The organism is Streptomyces misionensis (assembly GCF_900104815.1).
GTDB lineage: Bacteria > Actinomycetota > Actinomycetes > Streptomycetales > Streptomycetaceae > Streptomyces > Streptomyces misionensis.
This window is the reverse complement of the sequence record NZ_FNTD01000004.1, coordinates 2,947,083-2,971,117: the sequence shown is the minus strand read 5'-3', so window position 1 is coordinate 2,971,117 and position 24,035 is coordinate 2,947,083. Positions and strand designations below refer to the sequence as shown.

Sequence of the window (24,035 nt, the reverse complement as noted above, 5' to 3'; positions counted from 1 at the left end):
GGCGGGCCGGGGGCGGTCGCGGCCGGCGGGGTCATCGGTCGTCGCCCGCCCTCAGTTCCGTCACCGCGCCCCGGCGCACCGCCCACCAGGCCTGCGCCGCGGCGACCCCGGTCGTCGTGACGAGGAGCAGCACGGCCGGGACGGTCAGGGACCAGGCGTCGGGGCGTAGCCGGGCCGCCACGGCCTGGGTGTCGGGCAGGGCGACGGCGGTGAGGTCGAGGGCCGGGGAGAGGAGGCGGGTGGTGGCCCAGCCGGTCAGGGCGCCCGCCGCGGCGGCGAGGGCGGACTGCGGAAGGGACTCCAGGACCAGCAGGCGGCGGCCCTCGGCGCGGGACAGGCCCATCGTGCGCAACCGGGCCAGCAGCGCGGCCCGTTCGGGGGCGGCCCGCAGCAGGGACAGGAGCAGCGCGAGGACGGCGAAGCCCGCGCCCGCGGCCACCGCGGCCGTGTAGACGTCTTCCGCGCCGGACTGGAGCGGGGACCTGGCGTAGCGGGCGCGTTCGGTGGCGCGCAGCTGGACGGTGGCCGAGGTGCCGGCGGCACGCCGTAGCGCGGAGGCGGTCAGGCCGTCGCCCGTCAGGAACAGGGCGGTCGGGCGGTCGGCGGGGGCGGTGAGTCCCGCGCGGTCCACGACCAGGAAGTCCCCGCCTGGCAGGGCCGGGGTGGCGTCCCGGACCAGGGTGATCCGCACGGTGACCGAACCGCCGTCCTGGAGACGGACGGTGAAGGGGTGCCCGGTGCCGTACCGCGCGGCGACGGAGGGGGAGGCGAGGGCGGGGAGCGTGCCGCCAGAGGGCCTCAACTCCGGCGCGCGGAAGGGGCCCAGGCCCGTGTGGGTCGCCAACCGGCCGTAGGACGCGGGGTCCACGCCGATCAACGGGACCGAGTCCTGGCCGTCCATCGGCTTGGCCTGGTAGTCGATGCCGACCGGGGCGACGGACCGTACCCCCGGCACCGCCCGCAGCCGGTCCGCGGTGGCGGTCGGCAGCGGCGCGTCGGAGGCCACGCGGGCGTCGGCGCCGACGGCGAGCAGCGCCGCGCGGTCGCGGGCCGCGGCCACGCCCGCCAGCACCGAGCCGCCGAACGCGGCCGTGGTGAGCGCGGTGAGCAGGGCGAGCAGGGGCAGCACCGCCGAGGACCGGCCGCGGCTCGCGCGGGCCAGCGAGAGGGGGACCACCGCACTGCGCAGCCGCCCGGCCGGGGCGGTGAGGCGGCGCAGCAGGAACGGGGTCAGGCGCAGCACGATCAGCGCGGCGACGACACCGATCAGTACGGGCGCCAGGGCCACCAGCTGGTCGCCGGTCGCGCCGCGCCGGCGCAGCGCCTCGACCGCGCCGGCCGCCAGGACCAGCACCGTCAGCTCCGCGATGGTGCGGCGACGGGAGGGCCGTACGGTCGCCAGGTCCGCGCGGGGGACGGCCGACCGTACCGTGCGGTGGGCCCAGGCGGCGCGCAGCGGGAGCGCGGCGCAGGCGGTGAGGGTGACGGCGCCCGCGGCGGCGAGCGCGTACCCGGTGCGGCCGGCCGGGACCGCGAGCAGGGCCGCCAGCAGGCCGAGCGCCCCCGCCGGTACGGCGATCACCGCGGTCTCGGCCAGCAGCCGGCCGGCGAGCGCGGGCAGGGCGGCGCCGCGGGCGCGCAGCAGGGCGAGTTCGGCGCGCCGCCGGTCGGCGGCCAGCGCCCCGGCCATGAGCAGTACGACGGCGACGACGGTGGCGGCGCCCGCGCCGGCGATGGACACCAGCGGGGCGATGCCGGACCGCAGCCGGGCGAAGGAGGCGAGGGTGTCGTCCAGCTGGGTGGTGACGCCGGTGCCGTCGTCGGCGGTGGCGGCGCGGGCGCGGCGCAGGCCGGGCCCGGACTCCAGCGCGGCCACGGCCGACTTCAGGGCGCCGAGGTCGTGGGCGCGCAGGGCGCCGGGGTCGGGGGCGAGGAACCAGTAGCGGACCGGGTCCGCGTCCGTGCCCAGCAGTGCGGGCGCGGCGCCCTGGGGGAGCAGCAGGCCGCCGAGCCAGTACCTGGGCGGGTCCGCGCCGGGGGTGGGGACGGTCATCAGGGCCGGGGTGCGCAGCCGCGGGACGGTCGACCAGTAGGCGCCGCCGGGATCGCGCGGGAGGAGGATGCCGGTGACGCGGGCCCGCAGCGGCGGCCGGCCCGGCGCCGGGACGTGGATGACCGAACCCGCCGTGATGTGCAGGCGGTCGGCGGTGGCGGCGGTCACGGCGGCCTCCACCTCGGCGGTGGCCGCGTCCACCGGGCGGTCAACGCGCGGCAGCCGGCCGGTGCGCACGCGGGCGTGTTCGGCGAGGCCGCTCGGCGCGTACAGGGCGACCCGCGCGGGCAGTCCGCTCGGGCGGGGCAGCCAGGGATCGGGCACCGGCAGCTCCTCCCGGGCGGCGACGCCGTACATGGACTGGGCGGGGTCGATCGCCAGCGGGGCGTCGGGAGCGGTGCGGAGCCTGGCGTACTGCCGTTCCAGCGCGGCGGGGCGCAGCGCGGCGGAGCGGCGGGCGGCGGGCAGCCCCGGGTCCGGCTGGGGCGCCGTCACCTGCACGGTGGTGCGGTCGGGGCCCGCCTGGGCGAACGCCCGGCGCAGGCCCGCGTCCTCGTACCGGTCGACCGCGCGCGGACCGGCGCCCGCCAGGCACGCGGCCAGCGCGACCAGCAGCGCGAGCGCCCCGGCGGCCCCGGGCGCGACCCGCAGCCGCGTCCGCACCCAGGGCGCGACGACCTGCCGTGCGGAGCGGCTCATCTCACTCACCTCCCGGGGCGCGCAGCGTCCGGGCCAGGTCCGCTTGGCGGCGGACGGCGGGCAGCGCGGTGAGGGCCAGCGGGAGCGCGGCGACGGCGAGGAGCAGCAACGCCACCTGCCCCGGCGGGAGTTGGACCAGCAGGGGCGGTGCGGGCCGGGTGGCGTCCGAGGTGAGGGTGATCAGCGGGAGGAGCGTGCGGGCCAGTACGGTGCCCAGGGCCAGGCCCACCGCGAGGGCCAGGGCCACCAGCACCGCCTGCTCGGCGGCGGTCGCCCGGGTGAGCCGGCGGCGGGGCACCCCGAGCGCCCGCAGGACGGCGAACTCCGCGTCCCGGGCCCGCACGGCGGCCGCCGCGCCCACCGCGAAGCCCACCGCCGCGAGCGCCGCCGCCACCACGGCCGCCGCCGCGAACGCGGCCGTGGGACCGGCGCCGAAGGGGTCGTCGCGCAGCCGGTCGGCGATCTCGTCGCGCACCGTCACCTGGCCGGGATCGACGTCCGGCAACGCCCGTACCTCGGCGGCCACCTGGGCCGCCGCGCCGGGGGCGGTGGCCAGCCACCACTCGGTGGGCGGGGCGGCGTCGCCGTACCGCGTCCCGAGCAGCAGGTTCAGGGCGCGCAGGTCGAGGAGGACGGCGCCGCCGTCGTCCTCGGTGGTGGTGGGCAGCGCCCGGACCGCCCGGACGATCCGCACCGGCACCGGGTGGCCGCCGACCGTCAGGTCGACGCGCTGGCCGGGGCGGGCGTCGGCCGAGGCCAGATAGCGGTCGGTGACGACGGCCGGTACGGCGGCGGGCGCGGGCTGCGGCACCTGGAGCCGCACCGTGACGGAGGCGACCCGCCACAGGTCGGCGTCCGGGAGGTAGCCGGTGCCGTAGGCGAAGGCCAGGGGGCGGGCGCCGGTCAGCCGGGGCCGGGTGGGGCTGGTGGTGGCGTTGGGCACGGCGTCGCCCCCGGCCTCCGCGGCGGTGCGCCAGCGGGCGGGCAGGGCCAGCGGGCGTTCCGTCCCGGCCGCGTCCGTCGCCGTCAGCCCGGTGAGGGCGAGCCGGTGCCGGGCGGGCGCCGCCGGCTGGATCATCTCCAGCTGGAGACCGGTCAGGGTGAGCGCGCCGCGGGCCGCGCGCACGTCGAGGGCCAGGGCGTGCGGCCGGCCGTCGGCGGGCAGCTGCCCGAACGGCATCCGGTACGACACCCCGTACCCGTCGGTCAGCGTCGCCGTCACATCGGTGACCAGCCCCGGACCGGCCGAGCTGGTCAGGGTCGCCGCGAGCCGCAGCCGGGCGGTGCCCGCGGGCACCCGGGTCCCGGCCGGGGAGCGCGTTGCGGCCAGCCCGGCCAGCAGCGGCCGTACCGGCACGTCGGCGAGGTCCGGGCGCATCAGCACCGCGTCCGCGGCCCGCCGGGTGTCCAGGGCCAGCACGGTCGCCGTACGGTCACCGGACAGCGGCTGGTCGGCGCGGACGGCGGGGGCCGCCGCGCGCACGTGCGGCAGCCGCGCGTACCCGTCCGTGCTGCCGAGCCCGCCCGCCCCGGCCCCTGTCACCCGCACCGGCACGCCCGCGCGGAAGTCGGCCTGGTCGGCCTGCGAACGGTGCCAGGAGGCGGCCTGCCCGAGCGCGAGCATGCCGAGCGCCACGGCGAGCACGAGCAGCAGCACCGGCCCGGCGCCGCGCGCGGTGCGCCGGCTGAACTGCCAGCCCGCCAGCGCCAGCGGCAGCCCCCGCCCGCGCGCCGCCCAGCGCTCCGCCAGCCGGGCCACCGGCGGCAGCAGCCGCAGCGTCAGCACCGTCCCGGCGAGCAGCGCCAGCGCGGGCGCCGCCACCAGCAGGGGATCCACGCCGAGCGTCCCCGACCGGTCCGCTACCACACCGCCGGAGCCCTGACGCGCCAACTCCCCGTAGGCCACGGCCGCCACGGCGAGCAGCCCGAGGTCGGCCCCGGAGCGGCGCAGGGCCGCGCGCCGGCCGCCACGGCGGTCCTTTGGCCGCCTGCCGCGACGGCCCGCCCCGGCGCACCCGATCGCGAGCGCGCAGGCCGCCGCCACCGCGACGGCGACGAGCCGCACCGGCGGACCGCCCGCGAGCGGCAGGGTGAGCCGCAGGTCCAGGCGGGACAGCGGACCGTGGGCGGCCAGGACCCTGGTCAGCGGGGCGGCGAGGAAGGGGGCGGCCAGGGCGGCGGGCAGGACCAGCAGGCCGGCCTCCGCGGCGGCCAGGGCGGCGAGGCGGGCGCGGGAGGCGCCCCGGGCACGCAACAGGCGGGTCTCGGCGGCCCGTTCGGTGCCCAGCAGCCGGGCCACCAGCAGCAGCGCGTACCCGGCGAGCAGCACCAGCTGGAGCGCGGCGATCAGCAGCGTGGAGCGGGCGGCCGGCAGCGAGCGCTCCAGCCGGTCCAGCACCTCCGGCAGCCCGGTCTGCGCCATCGTGGCCCCGTGCAGTTCCGGGCGGGCACGCAGCCGGGCGCTGCCCTCGCGTGCCGCCGTGCGCAGCCGCCCGATCCGTCCCGTCGTCGTCCGGCCGAAGTCCGCCGACGCCAGCCACGCCGTCGGGCCGGCGCTGACCCGGCCGCCGGCGAGCACCGAGGGGTCGGCGAGCAGCGGACCGTACGTCGTGAAGCCCGACTCCTTCACCCCGCGGCCCAGCAGGTCGTCGAGCCGCCAGTACGGCGCCGTCACCGACGCCGGCCGGTACAGCCCGCTGATCCGCACCCGCAGCGCCGGGCCGCCCAGCCGGTCGGCCAGGGTGAGCCGGTCGCCGACGCGCAGCCGCAGCGCGCGGGCGGCGGTCTGCGGGAGGGCGACCTCGACGGCGTCGCGGGTCGCGCGCGGGAAGCGGCCCGCGGACAGCCGCAGCCGGGAGCGGTCCAGGGCGGCGAGGTAGGTGAGGTCGGGGTCGCCGGAGCGGTCCGCGGGCGGCCGCAGCGCGGCGGGCAGCGCGTACGGGCCCGAGCGGCGCAGCGTCCGTACCGTCACGGGCAGGTGGTCGAAGGTCCGCCGGGCCTCCGTGCGCACCGCGCGGTCGGCGGCGGCCCGCTGTCCCGGCGGCACCTCCGCCTTGACGATCAGCGCGGCGTCGGCCGCGGTGCCCGGGTCGGCCAGCGCGTGCCGCAGCGCCGCGTCCCCGATCGCCCCCGCGTAGGCGGTGAGCGTCGTCAGGACCGCGGTGGTCAGCACCACGGTGAGCAGCGCGGCGCCCAGCAGCAGCCGGTGCGCACGCGCGCGTGTTAAGACGAACCCCGTCATCCGGCCCCCGTCGTCCGGACGTGCTGCCTGGCGCTTCCAGGACTTCGGGCGATGGTGACAGAACGGACCGGCGCGGGGTAAGCGGTCGTCGGCCGGTCTATACCGGATCGTGACCGGATTCCGGCGCCGGGCGACCGGAATCCGACGTTCAGTGCGGGCCGGTCAGCCCGCGGTGTTGATCATCGAGGCGGCCGCGTACGTCAGGTAGTTCCACAGGGTCCGCTCGTGCTCCTCGGAGAGGCCCAGTTCGTCCACCGCCACCCGCATGTGCCGCAGCCAGGCGTCGTGCGCCGCCCGGTCCACCGCGAAGGGGGCGTGCCGCATCCGCAGCCGGGGGTGGCCCCGGCGCTCGCCGTAGGTGGTCGGGCCGCCCCAGTACTGCATGAGGAAGAGGGTGAGCCGCTCCTCGGCGGGGCCCAGGTCCTCCTCCGGGTACATCGCCCGCAGCTCCGGGTCCTCGGCGACTCCCTGGTAGAAACGGTGGACGAGCCGGCGGAAGGTGTCCTCCCCGCCGACCTGCTCGTAGAAGGTCTGCTCCTGAAGCGTGCCGCGCCGAATCTCATTCACCCGTCCATCGTCTCAGACGCGGCGGACGAGGACCCGGGGCTTGCGACCACCGGACCTAGGCTTGTCGTATGGCAGGTGCCGACGAGATCGAGGGGCTCGCCGTCGCCGCGCGGGCCGCGCTGGTGCGGGAGATCGAGGCCGACGGCGCCTTCGCGCGGGACCCGCGGTGGCGGGAGGCGTTCGCCGAGGTGCCCCGGCACCTGTTCGTGCCGTACTACTACGTGACCGGGCCGCGCGGCTACGAACGCCGCTGGGGCGAGAGCCCCGACCCACAGGACCGGGAGCGCTGGGTGCGCGGCGCCTACGCGGACGTACCGCTGGCCACCCGGCTGCGCGACGGCGAGCTGCTGTCCTCCAGCAGCCAGCCCTCCCTGATGGCGCGGATGCTGGCCGCGCTGCGGGTGGCGGACGGGGACCGGGTGCTCGAAGTGGGCGCGGGCACCGGCTACAACGCGGCCCTGCTCGCCCACCGGCTCGGCGACGACGGCCTCGTCACCACCGTCGACCTGGAACCGGAGATCACCGAGTCGGCGCGCCGGCACCTGGCGGCCGCCGGGTACCACCCGGCGGTCGTCACCGGGGACGGGGCGCGCGGGGTGCCCGAACGCGCCCCCTTCGACCGGATCATCGCCACCTGCGCGCTGTCCACGGTGCCGCGCGCCTGGCTCGCCCAGTGCCGCCCCGGTGCGCGGATCGTGGTCCCGCTGGCCACCGGACTGCTCGCGCTGACCGTGCGGGACGCGCGGCACGCGCAGGGCCGTTTCCTTTCCACGGCCGCCTACTTCGTGCCGTTGCGCGGTCAGGGCAGGGCCGAGCCGGACGGCGTCTCGCTCGCGGGGCTGCCGGGCCGGGCCCGCGAACAGGACTCGTTCCACTTCCTGCTGGCGCTGACCCGCGGCGCCCTCGATCCGGGAGGCGCCTGGGCGCTGTGGGAGCGCGAGGGCGAACCGGAGCGCGAGCGGTACGGCGTCACGGTCGCCGGCGAGCACGTCCGGGCCTGGCTGGACGACCCGGAGGGGCCGTACGTCTGGCCCCTCCCGTGACCACCGACCGCGGGCTCAGCTCCGGCGGACGGTGATCGTCGTCCAGGCGCCCACGTGCACCCGGTCGCCGTCCCGCAGCGGGACCGGCACGAACGGCTGGATCGGCTCCTCCGACATGTTGACCGTGGTGCCGTTGGTCGAGTTCTGGTCGACCACCGCCCAGCTGCCGTCCGGCTGCTGCACCAGCATCGCGTGCTGGTGCGAGACGCCCGGGTCCTCCGGCGGCACCGCGAGGTCGATGTCCGGGGTGTCGCCGGTGGAGTGCCGGCGGCGGCCGATCGTCACCTGGTCACCGGTGAGGGTGCGCTGCTGCTCGGGGGAGTAGGCGGGCAGGTTCAGGCCCGTGGCCTCGGGGCCCGAGCGCTGCATCATCGCCATGAAGTACTCGCGGTCCGGGCCGATGGTCGCCGTCCAGGTGCCCTGGCCCGGCGCGTCCGGGAACGCGGGACCGGCCGGGGCCTTCTGGAAGCCGGGTCCGGCGGGGGCCTGGGCGCTGCCGGGCTGCGGGTAGCCGTAGCCGCCGCCCTGGCCCGGCGCGGAGGGACCGGTGGACGAGGGCGGGGAGATCACCCAGTCGTCCTCGCCGCCGCCGAAGGAGGGGCCGGAGCCGGGGCCGCCGGGACCACCGGCCGGGGGACGGCCGGTCTCCCGCGGGAAGGCGGGCGGCGCGGGCGGTCCGGACGGCGAGAACGCCTGCGGAGCACCACCGGGACCCCCCTGGCCGCCGGGGCCGGCGGGCGGCGTCGGGCCGGGCGGCGGCGGGACGGGACGGGACGGGTCGGTGCCGAAGGGGGTGGGGACGGCGGGGCCGCCCGGTCCCTGACCGGGGCCGTTGCCGAAGCCGCCGGGGCCCTGCCCCGGACCGCGGTCGCCGCCGAAGCTCGGCGGGGTCTGGTCGGCGCCGGGCTGGGGGTAGCCGTAGCCGCCGCCCTGGCCCTGGTTGCCGGGGCCCTGGCCGGGGACGGAGGGGCCGCCGGCCGGGCCGCCCGGGCCCTGGCCCGGACGGTTGAAGGCGGGCGGGGCCTGGGTGCCGCCGGGCTGCGGGTAGCCGTAACCACCGCTCTGGTCCTGGCCGCCGGGGCCCTGGCCCTGGTTCCGGCCCGGGCGGTCGAAGGCGGACGGGGTCTGGTCGGCGCCGGGCTGGGGGTAGCCGTAGCCGCCGCCCTGGCCCTGGCCGGGTCCCTGGCCGGGGCCCGAGGGGCCACCGGCCGGGCCACCGCGGTCGCCGCCGAAGGGGTTGGGCCTGGACGGACCGCCCTGGCCGCCCCCGAACGGGGACGGACGGCCCTCGTTGCCGAAGGCGGGCGGGGCCGGCGGCCCGGGGTTGGCCGGCGGGGCCGGCGGGGTGCCGCGGTCGAACGGGGTCGGCCCCGACGGCTCGCTGCCGAACGACGGGATCGGCTCGGCCGGCCGGTTCACCTGCGAGGGCCGCGAGCCCTGGTACTCGAACCCGTCACCGCTGCCGTACGTCGAACTCGGCGGCTGGAAGCGGGGCGTCGAGGGGGTGGAGGGGCGCGGGGCCGCCGGGGTGTACGAGGTGGCCGTGTTGGTCAGGAAGTTCCACCGGCACTCCTCGCAGAACGGCGCGCCGCCCTCGCGGGGGGTACGGCACTGCGGGCACAGCTCCGGCTCGCCGCCGGGCGCGGCGGGCGGCCGGGCACCGGCCGGGCCGCCCTGCGGGGGCGGGAAGCCGTAGCCGCCGGGCGGCGGGGGCGGCGGGGGCGGAGGCACGGCACCGGCCATGCGGTGACCGCAGACCTCGCACCAGTCGTCGGAACCCGACTGGTGTCCGTTCGGGCAGGTCGGCATGTCGGGGCTTCCCCTTCGTCTCAGGGCTGGGCTGGCTCGCCTGGTGTCGCTTCCAGGGTCACTTCTTTACACGAACAGTTTTTGTGGACCGGGTCTCCAGAGTCATCTCGTCAGCCTCCGCGACCCTCGTCTTCAACCGCACAGTACCTGTCGCGGCGTCGACCACGTCCACCACCTTCGCAAGCAGTTTCGCAGTATCCGCGTTCCCGGAGGCGCTCGCCAGCTGAACGGCCCGTCCTAGTTTGGCCGTTGCTCCATCGAAATCGCCCACTTTGCGAAGGTCGAGCCCCTGCTTGATGACTTGCGCCAGTTCGGCCTGCCCGGTGTAGTGGGCGACTTGGGGGCTGATCGCGGTGGAGGCCGTCATGTCGTCGGTCCACACCGCCCGTACGAGACCCTGCGCGCCGAGGTTCTGTGCCGTTCCGTCCGGTTGGGGCACCACCAGCGAGACGCGGGCGGCCAGCATCTCCCGGCCCAGGCCGGCCGGCGGGACCTCCACGCACAGGTGGTAGTCGCGGGACTCGTCGCCCCAGGAGCCGGTGGGGTAGTCCCCCGCGCGGGGCCCGGCCTCGGTGCGTCTGCCGGTCAAGTCCGCGACGGCGGGCGCGACTTGCTTGACGAAGCGGATGGCCGTGCCGACCGGCGTCCACACCCGCAGGGCGACGTCGGCGACCTCCTTGTCCATCGCCGTCTCCATCATCCGCGTGAAGTCCGCGGCCAGGCCCGCCGGATCGGCGACGATGTCGGCGGTGCCGAGGAGCGCCGAGGCGATGCCTGTGACTTCTTTCACTTCCCAGTCGGTGCCCACACCCCGCGCGTCACAGGTGAACCGTCCGGCGCAGGCGTCCAGGGCGGCCCGCAGATCGTCCGGCGACTCGTGCTCGTTGCGGCCGTCGGTGAGCAGGATGCCGTGCCGCAGGGTGACGTCCGCCGAGGCCAGCAGCCGGTCGGCGAGCCGCAGCCAGGTGCCGATGGCCGTACCGCCGCCCGCGCTCAGCCGGCGCAGCGCCCGCTTGGCCTCCTCCCGGGTGGCCGGACCGGCGACGGCGAGCCGGCCGCCGCCCGGGTAGACCTCGGTGGCCACATGGGTGCCGCCGATCACCGCGAAGTGCGTGCCGTCGCGCAGGGTTTCGACGGCGGCGGCCGTGGCGTCCCTGGCGTGGCGCATCTTGGTCGGCGGATAGTCCATGGAGCCCGAGCAGTCGACCATGAGCGCCACCGCGGCGGACGGCCGCCGTCCGGGAACGGCGGCGCCCGGGCCCTTGCCGATCGTGCCCCCGCCGGTCGCCGTCACCGTGACGATGGCGTTGACCTCGCGGCCGCCCTCGGGCAGGTACTCGTTCTGGTACACGTCCACCGAGAACCGCGGCACATCAGGTTTCGCGAAGTTGGCCATACAGACTCAAATCCCCCTCGACCGCCCCGCTCACGCCGGGCGATGGCTGTGTACGGGCCGGTCCCCTCCGGCCCGTGGCCTCAGGCCGATCCTGCCCCCCGCGGTGGTGCCGGGAACGGCAGGACCGCCACCGTTACGTTGTCGTGGCCCCCGCCGTCCAGGGCGTGGCCGACCAGGACACGGGCGCTGTGCAGCGGGCGGACGGCGGCGTCCGCCGGGATCGTCTCGGCCATCTCCCCGGCCGTCTCGGCGTAGTTCCACAGCCCGTCGGTGCACACCACCACGACACCGGGCCGGTCCGGCTTGAACGAGGCGGTGTGCGGGTCCAGTTCGTAGGCGTCCGCGCCGAGCCAGCCGGTGATGGCGTGGGCCCGTTCGTCGGCGTACGCCTCGGCCTCGCTCATCAGCCCGGCGGCGACCATCTGCGCGGCCCAGGAGTCGTCCTCGGTCAGCCGGGCGGGCGGGGCGCCGCGGTCGTCCGGCACCCAGTAGGCGCGGCTGTCGCCGACCCAGCCGACCACCAGCAGTCCGGCGGCGACCACGGCGGAGACGATGGTGCAGGCCGGGGCGTTGTGGTGCGGGTCGTGCTCGCGGGCCGCGTCCGGCTCCCCGGCGAGCGCGTTGACGGCCTGGGCGGCGGCGACGATCGCCTCGTGCATGGCCGCCTGCGGGTGGGTGCCGCGCGGCAGCGCGGCGAGCAGGGTGTCACCGGCCGCCCGGGCGGCGGCGGCCGACGCCTCGTCGGGGCGGGTGGCCGAGGAGACGCCGTCGCAGACGACGGCGAGGGCCGCCGGGGTGCCGTCGGGCAGCGCGGTGTGGCCGACGGTGAAGGCGTCCTCGTTGCGGTGGTGGCGCAGCCCGCGGTCGCTGACGGCGGCCACCGGGCCCGACTCCCGCTCCATGTGGTCGCGTTCGCGGGGCTGGGCGTGCCCGCAGTGCTCGCAGTAGCCGTCGCTGTCCACGCGGCCGGCCCGGCAGGCGACACAGGTCGGGACGGGCTGCGGGTGCTCCTGCGACGGGCCGGCCTGGGCCGTCCGCGCGTTCGGTGCCTGGGGGTCCGGTGCCTGCAAGGGGTACTCCTCCGGTTCCGCCGGCCGGTCCAGGCGGACGCCGGACGTGGCCGGTCCGGCGGGCGCGGGTGGCGCGGCCGGTTCCATGGGGTGCAGCGGGTGGCCGCCCGAGTCGGTGCCGGGCAGATCGGTCGGCAGATGCGTCGCGGGCGGGGTGGCGCCGGAGCCGGGCGGCTCGGGGGCGGGCCACCGGACACCCTCCCCGGTGGCGGGGGCCGCGGGCTCCGGGGAGCCGGTCATGGTCAGCGTCGGATGGTCCTGCGGCGGGGCGGGCACCACCGAGAGGTCGTGCCCGCACGCACCACAGAAGAGGTCACCCGGCTCGACGGGCTCCGCGCAGCTCGGGCACGTGGCCGGTGCGGCCTGCTGGGGCTTCTGCGACATCAACTACACCCACGTCCGGGGGCGGTAACGGTTGGCCCGTTCCACCAGTTCGTTCCTCTCCTCGCCGCCGGGCGCCAGCCGGGCCAGCGTGCGGTAGGCGCGCTCCAGGCCGAAGCGCAGCCCCCGCTCGTCCAGTCCGCTGCCCAGCAGCACCCGCCCGCCGGCGGCCGGCCGGGCGGTGTCCGTGCCCCCGGAGAGTATCCAGTCCAGGGCGCAGCCGAGCACTTCCGCCGACAGCGACTCGCGCCGCGCCGGGTCCAGACCGTACGCCCGGAGGGCCTCGACCTGTCCGGCGGCGGCGGTCAGGTCGTCCAGGAACGGTACGTCACCCGCGCCCGCCGTGCGCTGTCTCAGCCGCGCCCGCACCGCGGCGACCCGGGCGGCCGTGTAGTGGATGGAGGACTCCGGCACCGACTCCAGGGTGCGCACCGCGCCCTGCCGGTCCCCGGTCGCGAGCCGTACCCGGGCGAGTCCGAACGCGGCGCTCACATAGCTGAGGTCGGTGGCCCACACCAGGTGGTAGTACTCGGCCGCGTTGTCCAACTGGCCCAGCACCTCGGCGCACAGGGCGAGCGCCAGCTTGGGCGCGGCCTCGCCGGGGAAGGCGTCGTAGACCGCGTCGAAGGCGAGGGCGGCGCCCTCGAAGTCGCCGGTGACCAGGGCGGCCACCCCGCGGTACCAGACCACCCGCCAGTCCTCGGGCCGCTCCTCGTCCAGCGCGGCCAGGCCGGCCAGCGCGCCGTGCCGGTCGCCGGTCTCCAGCCGGGCCCGCACCTGCCGCAGCCGTGTCTCCACGGACCGCGCGGGCGCCGCCGCCAGCGCCCCGATCAGCTCACCGGGCGCCGAGGCCACCAGACCCGCGAGGAAGCCCGCGTCGGGGTCACCGGGATCGACCAGCGGCACCGGCAGCGCGAGCGCGGCGGCGGGGACGTCGACCGGCCGCACCAGAGTGGAGACGGGCGGCGCGGGCGCCGCCGGCGGGCGCCGTCTGCCCCGCCCGCCCATCTCCCGCGCCCCCAGCCGCGACACGTCCCCGGCGAGCGGGGGGAACAACTCCGTGTCGACGACCCGCACTTCGGGGCCAAACAGGGTCGACAGGGCGGGCCGGGCCTGCCCCGACCGGAGGGCCACGACCTCGCGCAGCACCCCCGTCAGCTGCTCGGCCATCTCCTGGGCGGAGCCGAAGCGGCGGGCCGGGTCGGGGTCGGTGGCGCGCACCAGCAGCCGGTAGAAGGACTCGTAGCGGCGGAAGACCTCGATGGTGTCGGGGTCGGGCAGCGAGTCGGCGTAGACGGTGGTGTAGCCCTGGAAGTCGAAGGTGAGCACGGCCAGGGTGCGGCCCACGGTGTACAGGTCGCTGGCGACCGAGGGGCCGGCCTCGGCGACCTCGGGCGCCTGGTAGCCGACCGTGCCGTAGATCGCGGACTCGTCGTCGTCCATGCGGCGCACCGCGCCCATGTCGATCAGCTTGAGCTGGTCGCCGGTCTGGATGGCGTTGTCGACCTTGAAGTCGCAGTACAGCAGGTTGCGGCTGTGCAGGTGGCCGAGGGCCTCCAGCGCCTCGATGCCGTACGCGCACGCCTGCTCCACCGGCAGCGGATCGCGTCTGCCCTCCGGTGTGCGGCGGGCGTTGGCGATCTCCTTGAGGGACTTGCCGCCCAGGTACTCCATGACGATGTAGCCGTCGAGGGAGCCGGTGCGTTGGTCCAGGTGCTCCACGAAGTTGTAGATCCGCACGATGTTGGCGTGCTCGATCTCCGCGAGGAAGCGCCGCTCGGAGATGGCGGCGGCCATCGCGTCCTGGTCCCCGGTGTCCAGCAGGCCCTTGAGCACCACCCACCGGTCGGAGACGGCCCGGTCCACCGCGAGGTAGATCCAGCCCAGACCGCCGTGCGCGAGGCAGCCGGCGACCTCGTACTGGCCGTGCACGATGTCCCCGGCCTTCAGCTTGGGCACGAAGGAGTACGGGTGCCCGCACTTGGTGCAGAACCCCTCGGTACGGCCCGGCCGTTCGCCCCGCGCCCGGCCGACCGGCGCCCCGCAGTCCGCGCGCGAGCAGAACCGTTTGCGTTCGGGGACCTCGGGATTCTCCAGCACCATGGTGTGCGGGTCGGGCCGCGGCACCTGCGGCACGTCCACCAGGCCCGCGCCCAGCCGGCCCCGCCCCGAGGAGGAGCCGGAGGAGGAGCCGGAGCTGCGCACCGACACCGAGCGGCTGGTGGAGCGGCCCGACAGGGAGCGCGACAGCCGCCCGGAGACCGAACGGCGCGACCGGGCGGACTGCGAGGAGGTGCGTGCGCTGGGGGCGCTGCCGGAGCCGCGGCCGCCGGCCGCGCCCCGGGTCACGCCGGTGGGCGGCGAGCCGACCGGCCCCGCCCCGGCGGCGGGACCCCCGGCCGACACCACGGGCGCCAGGCCGCACAGGCCGCAGTACAGCTCGCCGCCGCCGACGTCCTCGTACGACCCCGCGCAGCCCGGCCGCTGGCAGGCCCGACCGGCCCCGCTCACGACTGCTCCCCCCTGCGGTCCTCCGGCGCCCCGTCCAGCAGTTCGGCCGCCGCCCGCTGGTAGCGCAGCACCGCCTGCCCGGCCACCCGCAGATCGCAGGGCGCGCTCCACAGCATCCGCCGCGCGGCGTCGTACCGCTCCACCAGGAAGGGGTCCTCGGCCAGGCCGTGCCGGGCCACCTTGGCCTTGTAGGCGTCGAGCCGGCCGCGCAGCTCGGCACGGACCGCGAGCGGCGCGGTCACCGCGGTCAACTGCTCGCGGGCCCGCAGCAGTTCCTCCTCCGCCTTGCGCTCCAGGGACTCCAGCAGCGGGGACAGCCGGTGCCACTGGCCCTGCCTGCGGTACTCGGCCGCGGTCGCCAGCTGCTCCTGGAGCACGGTCGGCGGGCCGCTGACCACCGGCACCTCGGTCGCGGCGATCTTCGCCAGCACCTCGCCGCGCGCGGTGCGGGCCTCGGCGAGGGTGCGGTCGGCGCGCGAGAGCACGTCCCGCAGCCGGATCAGCCGGGCCTCGGCGTCCTGGCGCACGGTCAGCACCGCGTCGATCTCCCGCCGCACGTCCTCCAGGGCGCGCGCCTCTCGGTCGTACACCGTGGTGTCGGGGCGGCCGCCGCCGGGCGCCGAACTGCCCTCGGCGGGCACCCAGAAGGCCAGCGGGTCGGAGACCACGTCGGCGCGCAGCCGGGTCAGGGTGCGGGTGATCCGCTCCAGGTCGTCACCGGCCGGGTGCTCGCCGGGGCGGACGCCGACGGAGTGCGCGAGCTGCCGGGTGCGCTGGAGTTCGGCGGCGAGCAGGTCGATCCGCGCGGGCAGCGCCGACCAGACCGCGTCGGCGGCGACGACCAGGTCCAGGCTGGTCGCGTACAGCTCGTTCATCCGGTCCACCAGCTCGGCCAGCGAGAAGCTCTCGCTGAGCCGGCCGTCGCCCGGACCGGGGAGCGCGACGCAGGTGCCGCGCAGCAGTCCGGTCAGCTCGGCCAGGTCCTCGCGGCTGGACCAGCGGCGCCGGGCGCGGATGTCGCGGGCGCCGCGCAGCGCGTCCGTGTAGGCGTCGAAGTACGTCCACAGCAGGGTGATCCGCGCCTCGGCCGCCTGCCAGCGCTCCTTGGTGACGCCGGTCAGTTCGGCGCCCTCCAGGAGTCTGCGGCCCGCGTGGTCCTGGAGGGCGAGCAGGGAGGTCTCGATGGCCTCGTGCTCCTGGCCGAGCCGGGCCAGCGCACGGTCCACCTCGTCCCGGTCCATCACCGGCCCGGCGGGGTCCGTGACGCCCATCGATCACCTCTCGCTTGCTGTGTGTTCCGGTCGGCTGCGGTTCAACTGGTGCGCAGGTACTGCGGCGCGGGCGGCCTGGAGGCCGAGGAGTCCCTTCCCAGTGTCGCCGACAGCCATGTGTCGTACGACGCCTGCCAGCCGCTCGCGCGGTAGGCGACCAGCACCCGGTTGACCCGGCGTACCAGATCGGTGGCGTCCTTCTTCATCGCCACTCCGTAGTACTCGGTCGTGAACGGCGCGCCCTTGAGTTCCACGGTCGGGTCCTGGGCGGCCTGGCTCGCGGCGAGGGCGCCGTCGGTGACCACCGCGTCCGCCTCGCCGAGCTGGAGCCGCACCAGGCAGTCCAGTTGGTTGGGCACCGTGGTGGAGATGTCGGTGGAGGCGGGCAGCGTCCCGGACTTCTTGTCGGCGGCCAGCTTCGCGTACGCCGTCGAACCGGCCGCCGTGCACACCTTCTTGCCCGTGAGCGAGCCGTTGTAGCCGGTGACGGCGGACGACTTGGGGGCGAGGACCTGCTGCCCGGTCTTGAAGTACGGCGCGGAGAACGCGACCTGGCCGAGCCGGTCGCAGGTGATGGTCATGGTGCGCACCACCATGTCCACCCGGCCGTCCTGGATCGCCGGGATGCGCTGGTTGGTCGGTATCGCCTTGAACTGCACCGCGTCCGGGTCGCCGAGGATGTCCTGGGCGATGCGGTGCACCAGGTCGATGTCGAAGCCCTCCAGCCGGGCGCCCTCGGTGTTCGGGTTGCGGTAGCCCCAGCGGTAGCTGTTCTGGTCGACGCCGACGATCAGCTTGCGCTTGGCGCCCTGCCGGGCCTTGATGGCGTCGATCGCGGGGCCGTCCGCGCCGGACGGGGCGAGCGTCTGGTTCTGCGCCTCGGCGTCCTCGCAGGCGCCGGCGCGGACCTGGCTGCCCTCGGCGAGCTGCTGCCCGGCCCGGTCCGGCGCGTGGTGGTGGTGCGCGGCCAGGGTGCGCGGCAGCAGCAGGACGAACGCCAGCGCCAGCGCGCACAGGACCGCCATCGTGCCGACGCCGCCCCAGCCGCGCAGCCGGCTCGCGCCCATCGCCTCGCCCCTTCTCACCGGTACTCCGAAAGCCTGCGGCCGATCCCGGCGAGCGCGCCCGCCGCGCCGAGCAGGGCGAGCACGGCCACGCCGGCGGGCAGCCCGGTCATGGCGTCCCGCCCGGCGGTGGCGGCCCGCTGGAACTCGCCCTGTTCGTGGCCGATCGCGCGGGCGAGGTCGCCGTCGACACCGTCGAAGCACTCCCCGGTGGTGCCCTTGGCGCCGATCACCTCGTCCAGCGCCTGCTGGTAGTCGCCGTTCTCGTCGTCGGTGCGGGCCGCGGTGTGCCGCTGGCGCCACAGCGCCGCGCTGTCCTGGGCCGCCTTGACGGGCGCGGTGCCTCCCGAGTCGTCGGCGAGCCGGGCCGCCCGGCTCAGTCCCTCGCCGAGCACCGCCATGTCCTTGTCGAAGTCGTGGTAGTAGACGTCGTACTGCTCGCCGTCGACCGTGACGGTCTCGGCGCCGCGCGCCACCAGGCCCAGGTTCTCGTTGCCCCGCGCCTTCAGGGAGGCGATGCGGGCGTCGTGCAGGACGGTCAGGGAGCGGATGCCGTGGTCGTAGGAGCCGTCGAGGCCGGACCGGGCGACGGTGTGCCCGACGGTCAGCCACAGCAGGGCGACCAGTGTGGCGGAACCGGCGGCCACCAGTCCGCGGTTGAGGACCCGGTTGGTGCGCAGGAAGTCGCGGCGCTGGGCCCAGCCGAGCGCCGCGAGCGCGGTCACACCGAGCGCGATGGCCGCCCACGGGTACGGCGTCGCGTCCGCGTAGTCGGCGTCCAGGCGGGCGTTCTCCCGGGTGTACAGGTCCTCCGCGGCCGGGAGCATGTCCTGCTGCATCTTCTCGTTGGCGTAGCGCAGATAGGCGCCGCCGACCGGATAGCCCTGCCGGTTGTAGGTGCGGGCCCGCTCGATCAGGCCCTTGTACTCGGGCAGCAGCCGGTTCAGCCGGGCGATGGTGGCCTCGGAGGCGGAGCCGGGCTCGGCGTTGGCGGCGGCGGTCACCAGGCCGGAGGCGGCGGTGCTGATGTCCTTCTCGTACCGGTCACGGGTGGCGGCCGGTTCCGCGCCGCCCGCCAGGAAGCCGCTGGAGGCGGCCGTGTTGGCGTCGGCCAGCGAGCGGTAGATGTCGGCGGCGCCGGAGCTGAGGGGCTGGCTGCGGTGCAGCACGTCGTCGGCGGCGGACGCGCGCTGGTCGCACTGCCAGGCGGTGACCGCGCCGAACGCCACGACCAGCAGGGCGAGGACGGCACCGATGATCCGCAGCCGGCCCGGCTCGGTGGTCGCGGCGGCCCGCAGCCGGTCGGTGCCCTCGGCGAACGCGGAACGCCGCGCGGGCGGGGCGGGCGGCGGGAGCGGGGGGCCGGGCTGGGCGGGGATGCCGGGGGCGGCGGGCGCGGCGGGACCCGCGACGGGCGGTGCCGCGCTCTGCGGCGGGTGTGTCACTCGACCTCCCCCATGGTCATCCGTACGACAGCAAGTATCGCCGCACGGACCGACGTTCCGCACCGGCCTTCACTGGATCTCGCGGGGATCTCGGTGTGCGCTGTTCATATATACGTGCCAAGCAGGTGTTCGGTTCCTCGGACCGGCGGCCCGAGGAACCTCTTACCGTGCGGAGATCCGGCGCGGGACGGTCAGGAAGCGCTGCCGCAGCCGGAGAAGGTGTCGCTGGTCCGGGCCAGGTAGATGCTGGCGCCGCCCTGGTCGTCGCTGAGCAGCGGGACGGTCAGGGTGTCGTCGGCGGTCCAGGGGTAGCCGTTGACGTCGAAGGTCCAGGTGCCGGTGACCTTCGTCGCCAGTTCCGACAGGGCGACCCAGCCGTACTGCGCCGGCGGCACGCTGATGGTGAGGCTGTTGCCGAGTTCGTCGGTCAGGCTCTGGGTGACCTTGCCGCTGATCTGCGTGCTGATCTTCGCGGTGACCGGGGTCGCGCCGCCGGTGCCGAGGTCGGTGCCGAGGCTGAAGCCCAGCTCGGACTGCCAGCCGGTGGTGCGCTTCATGGAGAACGTCCACGGCACCGCCGCCGTCGTGCCGTTGTACCAGACGGGCGAGACGCACTGCTGCGGCAGCGGCGCGGCCGGGGCCTGGACCCGGGTGCGCCAGGAGCAGCTGGAGGTGTCCTTGACGCAGCGGGCCGCCGCGTGGTCGACGGCCGACGCGACGGCGGCCTCCTGGGCGCCCGCGGGCAGCCGCCACTGCTGGGCCTGGCTGTTGTTGCAGCCGTAGGTGTCGGTCCAGGCGTCGTTGTACTGCGCGTTGTACCAGACGTCCAGGCACTTGTCGTCCTGGGTGTTGCGGACCATGAAGGCGCCGGAGCCGCCGGCCACCGGCTGGAAGTACCAGCGCTCGCCGCCGCGGCCGTCGCAGGGCTGCTGGGTGAGCGGCAGCCCGGCGGTGGCGCACTTGCCGGTGGCGTCGTTGACGAGGGTGAAGGAGCCGTCCGTGCCCAGGTTGGCGCTCCACTTCTGGTGGTAGCCGGGCGCGCTGTTGGTGACGAGGAAGACGCCGTCGCCGGTGTTGCCGTTCTGCACGTCCAGACCGCGGCCGTTGCTCACCGAGGTCAGCGTCAGGCCCGTCAGCTGGGCCGGGTCGGGGGCGGCGGTGGCGGCGCTCGCGGGGGCCGCCGTCCCGGCGGTGACCCCCACGAGCACCGCGAGCGCGCCGAGCCCGACCGCGGCCGCGCGCCGGGCCCGGCGCCATCGGGATATGGGCTGGTGTTCCACGGGCTGTCCTTTCGCCGGTTGCGAGACCCGGGGAAACTAGCCGCGCGGGTTCCGGCGCGGCGCGCGATCCCGGCGATCGCCCGGATAAACCGGCCCTTTCCCGTCAACGGCCTTTCCCGGACACCTCCCAGTGCGTCCGCGCCCGCGCCAGCGCCTCAGGGTTGGCGGAAAGCCGGTCCAGGCCCAGCAGGGCCGCGCCGAGCACCGGACGCGCGGTGACGACCCGGACCCGGGCCTTGGGCGCGCGGGCCGCCAGCAGGGCCCGGACGCCGTCGTCCAGCCGCGGGTGCCCGGCGGTGAGCACGCTGCCGCCGAGCAGCACCGGGACCGGTTCGTCCAGCAGGTCCAGGCGGGTCAGCGCGACCGTGGCCATGACCGTCACCTCCTCGGCGAGCCGGTCCACGATCGCGCCGGCCACCGGGTCCCCGCCGGCCGCCGTGGCGAACAGCACCGGCGCCAGCTCGCCCCGGCGCTCGTGCGCGATGTGCTCCAGGTGCAGCGCCTCGATCAGCGCGTACATGGAGGACAGGCCGAAGTGGGCGGGCAGCGTCCGGGCGAGCGCCGTGGCCTCGCCCCGCCCGTCCGCCGCGCGCGCCGCGTGCCACAGCGCCTCCTCGGCGAGGCCCCAGCCGCCGCCCCAGTCACCGGAGATCCGGCCGATGGCCGGGAACCGCGCGGTACGGCCGTCGGGCCGCATCCCCACGCAGTTGATGCCCGCCCCGCAGACCACCGCCACGCCCAGGGGCTCGGCGACGCCCGCCCGGAGGAGCGCGAAGGTGTCGTTGCGGACCTCCACCGAGCCGCCCCAGCCGCGCTCCTCCAGCGCGGTCGCCAACTGCTCCTCCTCCACCGGCAGATCGGCGTTGGCGAGACAGGCGGAGACGTGCGTGACCCGGTCGAGTCCCGCCTCGGCGAGCACCCGGCGCACCGGTTCGGCGAGCGCGTCGAAGGCCGCCGGCACGCCCACCGCGGGTGGCCGGAAGCCGCCGCCGCGGGCCGTGGCCAGCACCCGGCCCGCGGTGTCCACCACGGCCACGTCGGTCTTGCTGTTGCCCGCGTCGATCGCGAGCACGCTCGCGGTGCCGGTCGAGGTCAGGCCCACGCGAGGTGCTCCCTGTTGTGTGCGATCAGTCGGTCGGTGAGCGTGTCGGCGTACCCGTACTGGCCGATCAGCGGATGGGCGAGCAGGGCGCGGAAGACCCGGTCCCGGCCCCCGCGCAGCGCCGCCTCCAGGGCCAGTTCCTCGTACGCCGTCACGTTCGCGATCAGGCCCGCGTAGAGCGGGTCCGGCTCGGGGACCGGCAGCGGCACGGGGCCGGTGGGGCCGACCGCCGCCTGCACCTCGATCACCGCGTCGTCGGCGAGGAAGGGCAGGGTGCCCTTGTTGAGCGTGTTCACCACCTGGTACGGGCTGCCCCCGCCGCTGAGCAGGGCCGCGGCCAGGTCGACGGCGGCCTCCGAGTAGTAGGCGCCGCCGCGCCGGGCGAGCAGCGCCGGCTTCTCGTCCAGGGCCGGGTCGCCGTACATCTCCAGCAACTCGCTCTCCATCGCGGCGACTTCCTCGGCGCGGGAGGGTTTGCCGCGAAGGTCGCGGACGACCTCGTCGTGGGCGTAGTAGTAGCGCAGGTAGTACGAGGGGACCACGCCCAGGCGGTCCAGGAGGGCGCGGGGCAGGCGCAGGTCGTCGGCGATGGCGTCGCCGTGCTCGGCCAGCAGCTTCGGCAGCACGTTCGCGCCCTCGGGGCCGCCGAGCCGCACGCTGGTCTCCCAGGTGAGGTGGTTCAGCCCGACATGGCCGAGATGGACGTCGGCCGGCTGCACCCCGAGGCGGGCGGCGAACTTCCGCTGGAGGCCGATCGCCACGTTGCACAGGCCGACCGCGCGGTGCCCGGCGTGCAGCAGGGCGCGGGTGACGATGCCGACCGGGTTGGTGAAGTCGATGATCCAGGCGCGCGGGTTGGCCCGGCGCACCCGCTCGGCGATGTCCAGCACCACCGGTACGGTGCGCAGCGCCTTGGCGAGGCCGCCCGCGCCGGTGGTCTCCTGGCCGACGCAGCCGCATTCGAGCGGCCAGGTCTCGTCCTGCCGCCGGGCCGCCTGCCCGCCGACGCGCAGCTGGAGCAGGACGGCGTCCGCGCCGTCGATGCCGGCGTCCAGGTCGGCGGTGGTCACGATCCGGCCGCCGTGCCCCTGCCTGGCGAAGATCCGGCGGGCCAGCCCGCCCACCAGCTCCAGGCGTTCGGCGGCCGGGTCCACCAGCACCAGTTCCTCGACCGGCAGGGTGTCCCTGAGCCGGGCGAAGCCGTCGATGAGTTCGGGGGTGTAGGTCGAGCCGCCGCCGACCACGGTGAGTTTCATACAGAGATCAACCCTTCACTCCGGTGAGCGTGACGCCTTCGACGAACGCCTTCTGGGCGAAGAAGAACACGAGGATCACGGGGGCCATGACCAGCACGGTCGCGGCCATGGTGAGGTTCCAGTCGGTGTGGTGCGCGCCCTTGAAGGACTCCAGGCCGTAACTGAGCGTCCAGGCACCGGGGTTCTCGGAGGCGTAGATCTGGGGGCCGAAGTAGTCGTTCCAGGCGTAGAAGAACTGGAAGAGGGCCACGGCGGCGATGCCGGGCTTCGCCATCGGCAGGACGACCCGGACGAGGGTGCGCAGTTCGCCGCAGCCGTCCACCTTGGCGGCGTCGACGTACTCGTCCGGGATGGTCGTCAGGAACTGGCGCAGCAGGAAGACGGAGAACGCGTCGCCGAACGCCATCGGGACGATCAGCGGCCACAGCGTCCCGGACAGGTCCAGCTGTTTCGCCCAGAAGAGGTACATCGGGATGACGACGACCTGCGGGGGCAGCATCATCGTCGAGATCACCAGCATCAGGGCGAGACTCCGGCCCCGGAAGCGGAACTTGGCGAGCGCGTAGGCGACCGGGACCGAGGACACCACGGTGAGCACGGTGCCGAGACCGGCGTAGAGCAGGGTGTTCTTCCACCAGGTGAGAAAGCCGGGGGTGGCGAGGACCTTGCGGTAGTTGCCCCATTCCCAGGTGTGCGGGACCAGGTCCCGGCTCAGCGCCTGGCTGTCGCTCATCAGCGAGGTCAGCAGCAGGAACACGAAGGGCAGCACGAAGAAGAGGGCGGCGGCGACGCCGAGGGAGTGCACGGCGATCCACCGCAGCAGCTCCCGCCGGCGCGCGGCGCGGTCGCCGGGCGGCTCGCCCGCCTCCGTCCGCACCGGCTGGTCGAGTACGTGGGTCATCGTCAGTCACCTGCCTGGATCAGACCGCCCCGGCGCCGCATCAGAAGTGCGGTGAACGCCATCGACAGGGCGAAGAGGACGAGGGCGACGACACACGCGGCGCCGTAGTCGAAGCGCTGGAAACCGAGGTTGTAGACGAGCTGGGGCAGGGTGAGCGTGGACTTGTCCGGGTAGCCGGGCTCGAACTGGGTGCCGGCGCCCTGGATCACCCCGGAGGCGACCTTTCCCGCGATCAGCGGCTGCGTGTAGTACTGCATGGTCTGGATGACCCCGGTGACCACGGCGAACATCACGATGGGGGAGATGTTCGGCAGGGTGACGTACCGGAAGCGCTGCCACGCGGAGGCGCCGTCCAGCTCGGCCGCCTCGTACTGCTCGGCCGGCACGTCGAGCAGCGCGGCCATGAAGATCACCATGAGGTCGCCGACGCCCCACAGCGCCAGCAGGGTCAGCGCCGGCTTGGACCACGCGGGGTCGTTGAACCAGCCCGGGGCCGGTATCCCGATCTCGCCCAGGATCGAATCGACCGGCCCGGTACCGGGGTTGAGGAGGAAGGCGAAGGCCATGGTGGCCGCGACCGGCGGGGCGAGGTAGGGCAGGTAGAACAGGGTGCGGAAGACCCCGGTACCCGTCTTGATCTTCGTGATCAGCAGTCCGACGCCCAGCCCGAACACCACGCGCAGGGTCACCATCACCACGACCAGCCACAGGGTGTTGCGCAGGGCGGGCCAGAACAGCGGGTAGTGGGTGAAGACGTAGGACCAGTTCTTCCCGCCGCTCCAGACCGGCGGCCGGAAGCCGTCGTAGTGCATGAACGAGAAGTAGAGCGTCGAGACCAGCGGGTACGCGAAGAACACCGCGAAGCCGATCAGCCAGGGTGACAGGAAGCCGAGCGTGCGCAGCGCCGCGCGGCGGCGCTTGGCGGCGAGAGTGACCGCGGTCATCG

Annotated in this window: 16 protein-coding genes; 1 reads left to right on the top strand and 15 read right to left on the bottom strand. The window is 75.8% G+C overall.

What is annotated here, in order from left to right:
• Positions 1-31: 31 nt before the first annotated feature.
• The 3 genes from BLW85_RS15135 to BLW85_RS15125 form a co-directional block, all read right to left on the bottom strand.
• Positions 32-2,752, bottom strand: coding sequence for an FtsX-like permease family protein (locus tag BLW85_RS15135; RefSeq protein ID WP_074992321.1), 2,721 nt, complete (start codon positions 2,750-2,752; stop codon positions 32-34).
• A 1-nt stretch (position 2,753) separates the two neighbouring features.
• Positions 2,754-5,993, bottom strand: coding sequence for an FtsX-like permease family protein (locus tag BLW85_RS15130; protein ID WP_074992320.1), 3,240 nt, complete (start codon positions 5,991-5,993; stop codon positions 2,754-2,756).
• Between the two features lie 162 nt (positions 5,994-6,155).
• Entirely contained in the window at positions 6,156-6,560 is a 405-nt protein-coding gene (locus tag BLW85_RS15125) for a globin (protein WP_074992319.1), read from the bottom strand.
• Positions 6,561-6,628: 68 nt separating this feature from the next.
• Here BLW85_RS15125 and BLW85_RS15120 point away from each other — a divergent pair, with 68 nt between their 5' ends.
• Entirely contained in the window at positions 6,629-7,603 is a 975-nt protein-coding gene (locus tag BLW85_RS15120) for a methyltransferase domain-containing protein (protein WP_074992318.1), read from the top strand.
• Between the two features lie 15 nt (positions 7,604-7,618).
• Here the strand turns inward: BLW85_RS15120 and BLW85_RS15115 are convergent, their stop codons facing one another.
• The 12 genes from BLW85_RS15115 to BLW85_RS15060 form a co-directional block, all read right to left on the bottom strand.
• A complete protein-coding gene (locus BLW85_RS15115; protein WP_074992317.1) occupies positions 7,619-9,412 on the bottom strand; it encodes an FHA domain-containing protein in 1,794 nt (597 codons plus the stop codon).
• A 58-nt stretch (positions 9,413-9,470) separates the two neighbouring features.
• On the bottom strand, positions 9,471-10,808 hold the full coding sequence (locus BLW85_RS15110) for a vWA domain-containing protein (RefSeq protein WP_074992316.1): 1,338 nt from the start codon (positions 10,806-10,808) through the stop codon (positions 9,471-9,473).
• An 80-nt stretch (positions 10,809-10,888) separates the two neighbouring features.
• Positions 10,889-12,262, bottom strand: a complete 1,374-nt coding sequence (locus tag BLW85_RS15105; RefSeq protein ID WP_074996083.1) for a PP2C family protein-serine/threonine phosphatase — start codon at positions 12,260-12,262, stop codon at positions 10,889-10,891.
• A 3-nt stretch (positions 12,263-12,265) separates the two neighbouring features.
• Positions 12,266-14,770 (bottom strand): serine/threonine-protein kinase, encoded by a 2,505-nt coding sequence (locus tag BLW85_RS15100; protein WP_074992315.1) that lies wholly within the window; start codon positions 14,768-14,770, stop codon positions 12,266-12,268.
• Positions 14,767-16,041, bottom strand: coding sequence for a coiled-coil domain-containing protein (locus tag BLW85_RS15095; protein ID WP_070027188.1), 1,275 nt, complete (start codon positions 16,039-16,041; stop codon positions 14,767-14,769). The genes BLW85_RS15100 and BLW85_RS15095 overlap by 4 nt, the downstream gene beginning before the upstream one ends.
• A 41-nt stretch (positions 16,042-16,082) precedes the next feature.
• Entirely contained in the window at positions 16,083-17,108 is a 1,026-nt protein-coding gene (locus BLW85_RS15090; protein ID WP_074992314.1) for a glutamate ABC transporter substrate-binding protein, read from the bottom strand.
• 14 nt (positions 17,109-17,122) lie between these two features.
• Positions 17,123-18,550 (bottom strand): hypothetical protein, encoded by a 1,428-nt coding sequence (locus BLW85_RS15085; RefSeq protein WP_208624844.1) that lies wholly within the window; start codon positions 18,548-18,550, stop codon positions 17,123-17,125.
• Positions 18,551-18,741: 191 nt separating this feature from the next.
• Positions 18,742-19,830: an RICIN domain-containing protein gene (locus BLW85_RS15080; RefSeq protein WP_070027184.1), complete on the bottom strand. Its 1,089-nt coding sequence runs from the start codon at positions 19,828-19,830 to the stop codon at positions 18,742-18,744.
• 103 nt (positions 19,831-19,933) lie between these two features.
• A complete protein-coding gene (locus BLW85_RS15075) occupies positions 19,934-20,932 on the bottom strand; it encodes an N-acetylglucosamine kinase (protein WP_074992313.1) in 999 nt (332 codons plus the stop codon).
• Complete coding sequence (locus BLW85_RS15070) at positions 20,923-22,188, bottom strand: 6-phospho-beta-glucosidase (RefSeq protein WP_074992312.1); 1,266 nt, start codon at positions 22,186-22,188, stop codon at positions 20,923-20,925. The genes BLW85_RS15075 and BLW85_RS15070 overlap by 10 nt, the downstream gene beginning before the upstream one ends.
• A gap of 7 nt (positions 22,189-22,195) precedes the next feature.
• Positions 22,196-23,089 carry a carbohydrate ABC transporter permease gene (locus BLW85_RS15065; RefSeq protein WP_074992311.1) on the bottom strand — a complete coding sequence of 298 codons (894 nt, stop codon included), beginning with the start codon at positions 23,087-23,089 and terminating at the stop codon, positions 22,196-22,198.
• 2 nt (positions 23,090-23,091) lie between these two features.
• The gene (locus tag BLW85_RS15060; protein ID WP_070027176.1) at positions 23,092-24,033 is read right to left on the bottom strand and encodes a carbohydrate ABC transporter permease; all 942 of its coding nucleotides are present in this window, start codon (positions 24,031-24,033) and stop codon (positions 23,092-23,094) included.
• Positions 24,034-24,035: the final 2 nt, after the last annotated feature.